Consider the following 6,329-nt stretch of genomic DNA (forward strand, 5'->3'; position numbering starts at 1 on the left):
CCGGTGGAAAGCTTCATGCAGCTCGGCGACCGATCCGTGCTCAGCTACCTCGTCAAACCCCTCTCCGATCAGATCGCAAAGGCTTGGCGGGAACGGTAGGTCTACGGAGACGCTGCCGAAGCAGCCTCAGGCCTGCGCCAGATCGGCGGCGATACGGGCGAGGCGCCCGTCCGGATGGATCAGCGCTTCGAGGATCGAGAAATGGTCCGCCCCGTCGAGTTCGATCGCGTGGGTCTCCAGCCCCGCCGCAATCCGCGCCGCCGCATAATCCCGCGACTGGCGCCGGAGTTCGGGCAGTTCGTTCCCCCCGCAGGCGACGGCCAGGGGCGCCGGGCGCGGGGTGGTCCGGCGGATCGGCGACAGGGTCTCGATCTCCTCGGGCGTCAGCCGGAGGGCGTCGTTCAGGTTCGTCCGGGCGATGGGCGCGAGGTCGAAGATCCCGCTGATGGCGAGGCCCGCATCGGCCTCCGGCCCGTCGAGCGCCAGGGCGGCGAGGTGGCCGCCGGCCGACCAGCCCGCGACCACGAGGCGCCGGCGCCCGAGGCCGGCGGCGGCGTCGCGGGCGCGCAAGATCCGCAGGGCCGCGCCGATCGCGTCGGCGATCTCCGTCAGGGTGGCCTCGGGCGCGAGGGTGTAGCCGATCAGCGCCACGTCGAGGCCATGGGCGAGGGGCCCCTCCGCCATGCAAGCGAAGCCCTCCTTGGCGTTGCGCTGCCAGTAGCCGCCGTGGATGAAGGCCAGCAGCGGCGCGTGGGGGCGCCCGCAGGCGAACAGGTCGATGCGGTTGCGCGGGCCCAGGCCGTAGGGGATGTCGAGGACGTGGCCAGGTCGCGCCCGGAGGGCGTCGCTGCGGTCGCGCCACGCGGCGAGGCGGGCGGCGCTGTCGGCCACCGCCCCGGAATTGTCGTAGGCCCGGCTCAGGGCCGCGCGGTCGCGGTCCCCCCAGTCCGTCTCAGGCCTCATCGCCGGTCTCCCGGTACCAGTCCACGAGGTCGCCGCCTTGGGCGAACCAGACGTCGTCGCGGGCGAGCAGGGCGTCGAGGAGGCGCTCCAGCAGCCCGATGCGGTGGGGCACGCCGGTGATGTAGGGGTGGATCGCGAACCCCATCACCTTGGCGCCGCCGAGCGGCCCGTCGCCCGCCGCCTCCGCCGCGAGGCGCGCGACCTGGGTGAGCGCCCGGTCCACGAACTCGTCGGCCCGGTGGTGCTGGATCGCCAGCAGGGGGATGTCGTTCAGCTCCACCGAGTAGGGCAGGGCGATGAGGGGGTGCATCGCGGTGGCGATCCGGCAGGGTCGATCGTCCACCACCCAGTCGCCGACATAGTCGAGGCCGGCGGCGGCGAGGTGGTCGGGCGTGTCGAGGGTCTCGGTGAGGCCGGGCCCGAGCCAGCCGCGCGGGTTCGCCCCCGTCACCGCCCGGATCGCCGCGAGGGTGCGGGCGATCATCGCCGGCTCGTCCGGGATGCGGTGGGTCGGCACCTGGTGGAAGCCGTGGCCCATGAACTCCCAGCCGGCGGCGTGCGCGGCCTGCGCCACTTGCGGGTAGGCTTCGCAGACCGAGCCGTTGATCGAGAGGGTCGGGCGGATGCCGCGGGCTGCGAACGCCGCGAGGAAGCGCCAGAACCCGACCCGCATCCCGTATTCGTGCCAGCCCCAATTGGCGAGATCGGGCAGCAGGGGCGCCCCCGTCGGCGCCACCAGGATCTGGCGCGGCATCGGGTTGTCGATGAGCCAGTGCTCGACGTTGACCACCGGCCAGATCGCCACCTGCTTGCCCCCCGGCAGGACGAGGCGCGGCCGGTCGATGGCGGCCCGGTAGGCGAGGCGCCGCTCGGGGCGGCGGGGGTCGGAGAAATCCGGTTCGGTCATGGGGCCGGTCATGGGGATTCGCAGCCGTGTGCGCGGGGATTCCCCCCTCTGCGAGGGTGGGCAAGGCATGGCCGCGATCGTCGGAACCGATCGCGCCCTCAGGCGGCCACCCGGCCGTGGTGGCTGTGGAGCTGGGCCGAGAGCATGCGGCGGATGTCGTTGAAGGCCGGGCTCGAGACGTCGCGGCGCCGGGGCAGGGCGATGTCGTGCACGGCGTCGATCCGGCCGGGGCTCGGGGACATGACCACGACACGGTCGGCAAGGAAGATCGCCTCCTCGATGGCGTGGGTGACGAACAGCACGGTGAGCCCGGTGCGGCCCCAGAGGTCGAGGAGTTCGTCCTGCAGGCGCTCGCGGGTCATGGCGTCGAGCGCCCCGAAGGGCTCGTCCATCAGCACCACCTCCGCCTCGTTGGCCAGCACCCGGGCGATGGCGACGCGCTGCTTCATGCCCCCCGAGAGCTGGTGGGGATGCGCGTCCGCGAAGGCGCCGAGGCCCACGAGGTCGATGTAGCGGGCCACCGTGTCGCGGATCTCCGCCGCCGGGCGCCCGCGCGACTTCGGGCCGAAGCCGATGTTGTCGCGCACCGAGAGCCAGGGGAACAGGCCGTAATCCTGGAACACCATGCCGCGCGCCGGGTCCGGCCCCGCGATGGGCTTGCCCCACATGCAGGCCTGGCCCGAGGAGGGCGCCTCGAAGCCGGCGGCGATGCGAAGCAAGGTGGACTTGCCGCAGCCCGAGGCGCCGAGGAGGCAGACGAACTCGCCGCGCTTCACGCTCAGGTTGGCCCCCTTCAGGGCCGTGACCGTCTTGCCCTGCACCGCGAAGGTCTTGCCGACGTCGCGGATCTCGAGGATCGGGAGGGTGGGTTCAGCCATGGACCGGATCAACCATGCGAGGGACTCCAGGCGAGGAGGCGGCGGCCGATCGCCATGACGATCCGGTCCGACAGGAAGCCCGCGACGCCGATCACGATCATGCCGCAGATCACGATCTCGGTGCGGGAGAGCTGGCGCGCCTCCATGATGATGGCCCCGAGCCCCGTCTGCACGCCGGTCATCTCGCCGACCACGATGACGACCCAGGCGAAGCCGAGGCCGAGGCGAAGCCCCGTGAAGATCGACGGCAGGGCGGCGGGCAGCACCACCCGGGCGAACTGGGCCGAGCCCCGGCAGCCCAGCATGCTGGCGGCCTCGAACAGGCGCGGCTCGACCGAACGGACCCCGAAGATGGTGTTGACGAGGATGGGGTAGAACGCCCCGAGGAAGACGAGGAAGTAGGCCGAGCGCGGCCCTAAGCCGAACAGGATCATGGCGAGCGGCAGCCAGGCGGTGACGGGCACAGGCCGCAGGATCTGGAAGGTCGGGTCGAGGAGTTGGCGCATCAGCGGCACCCGGCCGATGAGGAGGCCGAGCGGCAGCGCGAACAGCACCGCGAGGGCAAAGCCCCCGTAGACTCGCGACAGCGAGGCGGCCAGATGCGTGAGCAGGGTGGCGCTGAAGGCGTCGTCGTTGATGCCCCCGACCGCGAGGTCGACCAGCGCCGCGCCGACCTCGGCGGGCGGCGGGATCAGGCTGTAGGGCCGGCCCGTGGTGAGCCCATGCCAGACCAGGGCGAGCACGGCGGGGATCGCGAGGGCCAGGGCCGCCTCGCGCAGGCGCGCCCAGGGCACGGCGACGCGCGGGCGGGTCGGGGCCGCCGGCACGGGTGCCGCCGCCGCGACGGCCGGGTTGGCGCTCACGCGTCCCTCATGGCGTCGACGAAGCGGGTGTCGATGAAGGTCGAAAAATCGGGCAGGCGCTTGATCTGCCTCAACGTCAGCATGCGGTCGGCATAGACCTTGGCCTGGGCGATCTCGGTCTGCCCCAGCTTCCACTTCAGCTCGACGTTGGGGGCGGAGAGTTCCAGGGCCTCGCGCTTCTGGCCGAGTTTCGCCACCGCCATGGCGATCATCGCCTCGCGGTTGCCTTGCGCGTAGTCGGTGGCCTTGCGGTGGATCTCCAGCATGGTGCGGACGATCTCGGGGCGCTGCGCCGTGGTGTCGGCGTGCGCGCCGAACACCATGTTGAGGGCGCCCATCTCGGTGCCGTAGGGGTACTCGACGAGGCTGCCGACGCCGCTGGCGAGACTGACGCCCGGCGCCGGCTCGGCGCCCACGTAGGCGTCGACGTCGCCGCGGGCGAGCGCGATGTGCATCTCCGAGAACGAGATCCGCACCGGGGTGATGTCCTTGACGCTCATCCCCTCCTGGCGCAGGCGCTCCAGGGCGAAGACCTCCTGGGTCGAGCCGGGCCAGAGGGCGACGCGCTTGCCCTTCAGGTCCTTGATCGCGGCGATGCCCGCATCCTTCTTGGCGATGATCGCCATGCCGCGGTTGCAGGTGGAGGCGACGATGACCAGCGGCTCGCCGGCGGCGGCGCCCAGGGTGCCGGCCGCGATCCCGAAGGTCCCGAAATCCACCGACTTCGTCACCACCGCGTTCTTGCACTCGGTGGGGCTCTCGAAGGGCACGACCTCGACCGTATACCCGGCAGGCGTGAACTGCGCGTAGAAATGCGGCGCGATGGAGTGGATCAGCTTCAGGGACCCCATCCGGATCACGGTGGGCGCTTGCGCGCGGGCCGGGCGGGCCAGCCCGAGAGGCGCGGCTAGGAGACCGGCGCCGAGGCCGGCGAGAAGGGTGCGGCGGCGGATCATGGGCGCGGCTCCGGCGAGCAGGGCTCGGAAGGACGAATCTCGAGCCCCAGGCTAGGGCGCCCCCCTGTTGCGCGCGAGTGCTGTTTCTTGACTGGGCCGTTGCGATTTCGGAAACAGGAGCCCCGACGCCCGGCCCCTTCCGCAATGAAACACCTGCGCATCCTCACCTACGTGGCCGAAGTGGCCCGCCACGGGGCGATCCGCCGGGCGGCGGAGCGGCTCAACATCACGCCCTCGGCGCTCACCCGGCAGATCCAGGACATCGAGTACGAGCTCGGCACGCCGATCTTCGAGCGGGTGGCCCAGGGCATGCGCCTCAACGCGGCCGGCGAGTTGCTGGTGCGCCACATCCGCGACCAGCGCGCCGACCTGGAGCGGGTGCGCTCGCAGATCGCCGATCTGTCCGGGGTCCGGCGCGGCCACGTGGCGCTGGCCTGCAGCCAGGCCTTCGTCAACCACGTGGTGCCGGACGAGGTCGAGGCCTACCGGGCGCTCTTCCCCCAGGTGACCTTCACCGTGCAGGTGCGCGACCACGTCCAGGCGGTGGCGGCGCTGACGCAGTTCGAGGCGGACCTCGCCCTGGTGCTGCAGCCGCCGCCCTCGGCCGACATGCAGGTGCTGTTCGCCTGCCGCCAGACCCTCTGCGCCCTGATGCGGGCGGGGCATCCCCTGGCCGCCGAGACCGGCCCGGTGCGCCTGCGCGACTGCCTCGTGCATCCGATGGCGGTGCCGGACCGGTCGCTGGCCATCCGCCACCACCTCGACGACGCCCTCGCCCGCCGGGGCACGCCGCTGAACGCGGTCATCGAGTCGAGCTCGCTCGAATTCCTGCGCAACCTCGTCCTGCGCGAGGACGCCGTCAGCCTGCAGGTGCCGAGCGGCATCCCGGACGATCCCCGCCTGCGTTTCCGCCCCATCGACGCCCGGGACCTTCCCCCGATGTCCCTGATCCTGGCGCAGCTGCGCGGGCGCACCCTGCCGGTGGCCACCGCCAAGTTCGCCGACCGCTTCGCCGGCAGCCTGCACCAGCGCTACGGGGCGCAAGGCCCGTGACGGCAGCTGGGGGGTGCGCCCGCGCGCCCGCGCCCCCATCTGACGATCGATAATCGGGAGAGGAGCAGGCATGAGGCGGATACGCGCTGCCGCGGCCTGGATCGGCCTGCTCGCGGGCGGCGCGGCCCTGGCGGTCGCGGCCGCGCCCGTGGTGGTGCCCGCCATCCTCGCCGGGCGTCTCCTCGCGGCGGCCGAGGATCCGGGCGCCCTGGCGGAGATCCGCCTGGAGCGGGCGGCCAGCCCGGACAACCTGAACGCGGGGCTCGATGCGGCCCTGGCCGCCGAGGACGAGGACCTGGCGCTGAGCTTCCTGGCGCTGGCCGAGGCGCGCGCCCTGCCGGTCGATCCGGCGCGCCGGGCGCGGGCCGAGGCCCTGGCGCAGGGGCGGCCCCTGCGCGCCGCGCGGGATTTCGCCCTCGGGGCGGTCTCGGGCGAGGCCGAGGGGAATGCGGGCCTCGCCGGGTCGCTGGCCGCCGACGTCACCGGGTTCGGCGACCTGCGCGACCTCCTGCGGGAGGGCGGCCGCTACGCCCGCGCCGAGCCCTACGACCCGCTCCTCCTCGGCATGGCCCTGGTCGGCCTGCCCCTCACGCTCGCCACCTGGACGGCCGGGGCGGGGGCGGCCCCCCGCGCGGGCATGACCGTGCTGAAGGCGGCCCGGCGCGGCGGCCGGCTCTCGCCCGCGCTCGCCGCGAGCCTCGGGCGCACG

6 protein-coding genes and 1 pseudogene are annotated in these 6,329 nt (G+C 73.1%); 2 read left to right on the plus strand and 5 right to left on the minus strand.

Annotated features, from left to right (window positions below; genetic code table 11):
* Positions 1-126 precede the first annotated feature (126 nt).
* From K2X24_RS12190 to K2X24_RS12210, 5 genes are all read right to left on the minus strand, one after another.
* Positions 127-963 (minus strand): alpha/beta hydrolase, encoded by an 837-nt coding sequence (locus K2X24_RS12190; RefSeq protein ID WP_292498349.1) that lies wholly within the window; start codon positions 961-963, stop codon positions 127-129.
* Positions 953-1,870: a polysaccharide deacetylase family protein gene (locus tag K2X24_RS12195; RefSeq protein WP_292498351.1), complete on the minus strand. Its 918-nt coding sequence runs from the start codon at positions 1,868-1,870 to the stop codon at positions 953-955. Before K2X24_RS12195 ends, K2X24_RS12190 begins: the two co-directional genes overlap by 11 nt.
* Positions 1,871-1,968: 98 nt before the next feature.
* Complete coding sequence (locus K2X24_RS12200) at positions 1,969-2,748, minus strand: ABC transporter ATP-binding protein (protein ID WP_238278863.1); 780 nt, start codon at positions 2,746-2,748, stop codon at positions 1,969-1,971.
* An 8-nt stretch (positions 2,749-2,756) separates the two neighbouring features.
* Entirely contained in the window at positions 2,757-3,575 is an 819-nt protein-coding gene (locus K2X24_RS12205) for an ABC transporter permease (RefSeq protein WP_292498360.1), read from the minus strand.
* A 32-nt stretch (positions 3,576-3,607) separates the two neighbouring features.
* Positions 3,608-4,567: an ABC transporter substrate-binding protein gene (locus K2X24_RS12210; protein ID WP_292498355.1), complete on the minus strand. Its 960-nt coding sequence runs from the start codon at positions 4,565-4,567 to the stop codon at positions 3,608-3,610.
* A 144-nt stretch (positions 4,568-4,711) separates the two neighbouring features.
* Between K2X24_RS12210 and K2X24_RS12215 the strand changes: the two genes are divergently transcribed.
* Both K2X24_RS12215 and K2X24_RS12220 read left to right on the plus strand, forming a co-directional pair.
* Positions 4,712-5,620 (plus strand): LysR family transcriptional regulator, encoded by a 909-nt coding sequence (locus tag K2X24_RS12215; protein ID WP_292498358.1) that lies wholly within the window; start codon positions 4,712-4,714, stop codon positions 5,618-5,620.
* A gap of 70 nt (positions 5,621-5,690) precedes the next feature.
* Positions 5,691-6,329 (plus strand): annotated as a pseudogene (locus K2X24_RS12220) (hypothetical protein); the annotation flags it as partial.

Origin of the sequence: Methylobacterium sp., assembly GCF_019750675.1 — a bacterium.
GTDB lineage: Bacteria > Pseudomonadota > Alphaproteobacteria > Rhizobiales > Beijerinckiaceae > Methylobacterium.

Bases quoted from the DNA above. Each gene is read 5' to 3' on its own strand.
- K2X24_RS12190 (WP_292498349.1), bottom strand. From the start codon at position 963: ATGAGGCCTGAGACGGACTGGGGGGACCGCGACCGCGCGGCCCTGAGC.
- K2X24_RS12195 (WP_292498351.1), bottom strand. From the start codon at position 1,870: ATGACCGAACCGGATTTCTCCGACCCCCGCCGCCCCGAGCGGCGCCTC.
- K2X24_RS12200 (WP_238278863.1), bottom strand. From the start codon at position 2,748: ATGGCTGAACCCACCCTCCCGATCCTCGAGATCCGCGACGTCGGCAAG.
- K2X24_RS12210 (WP_292498355.1), bottom strand. From the start codon at position 4,567: ATGATCCGCCGCCGCACCCTTCTCGCCGGCCTCGGCGCCGGTCTCCTA.
- K2X24_RS12215 (WP_292498358.1), top strand. From the start codon at position 4,712: ATGAAACACCTGCGCATCCTCACCTACGTGGCCGAAGTGGCCCGCCAC.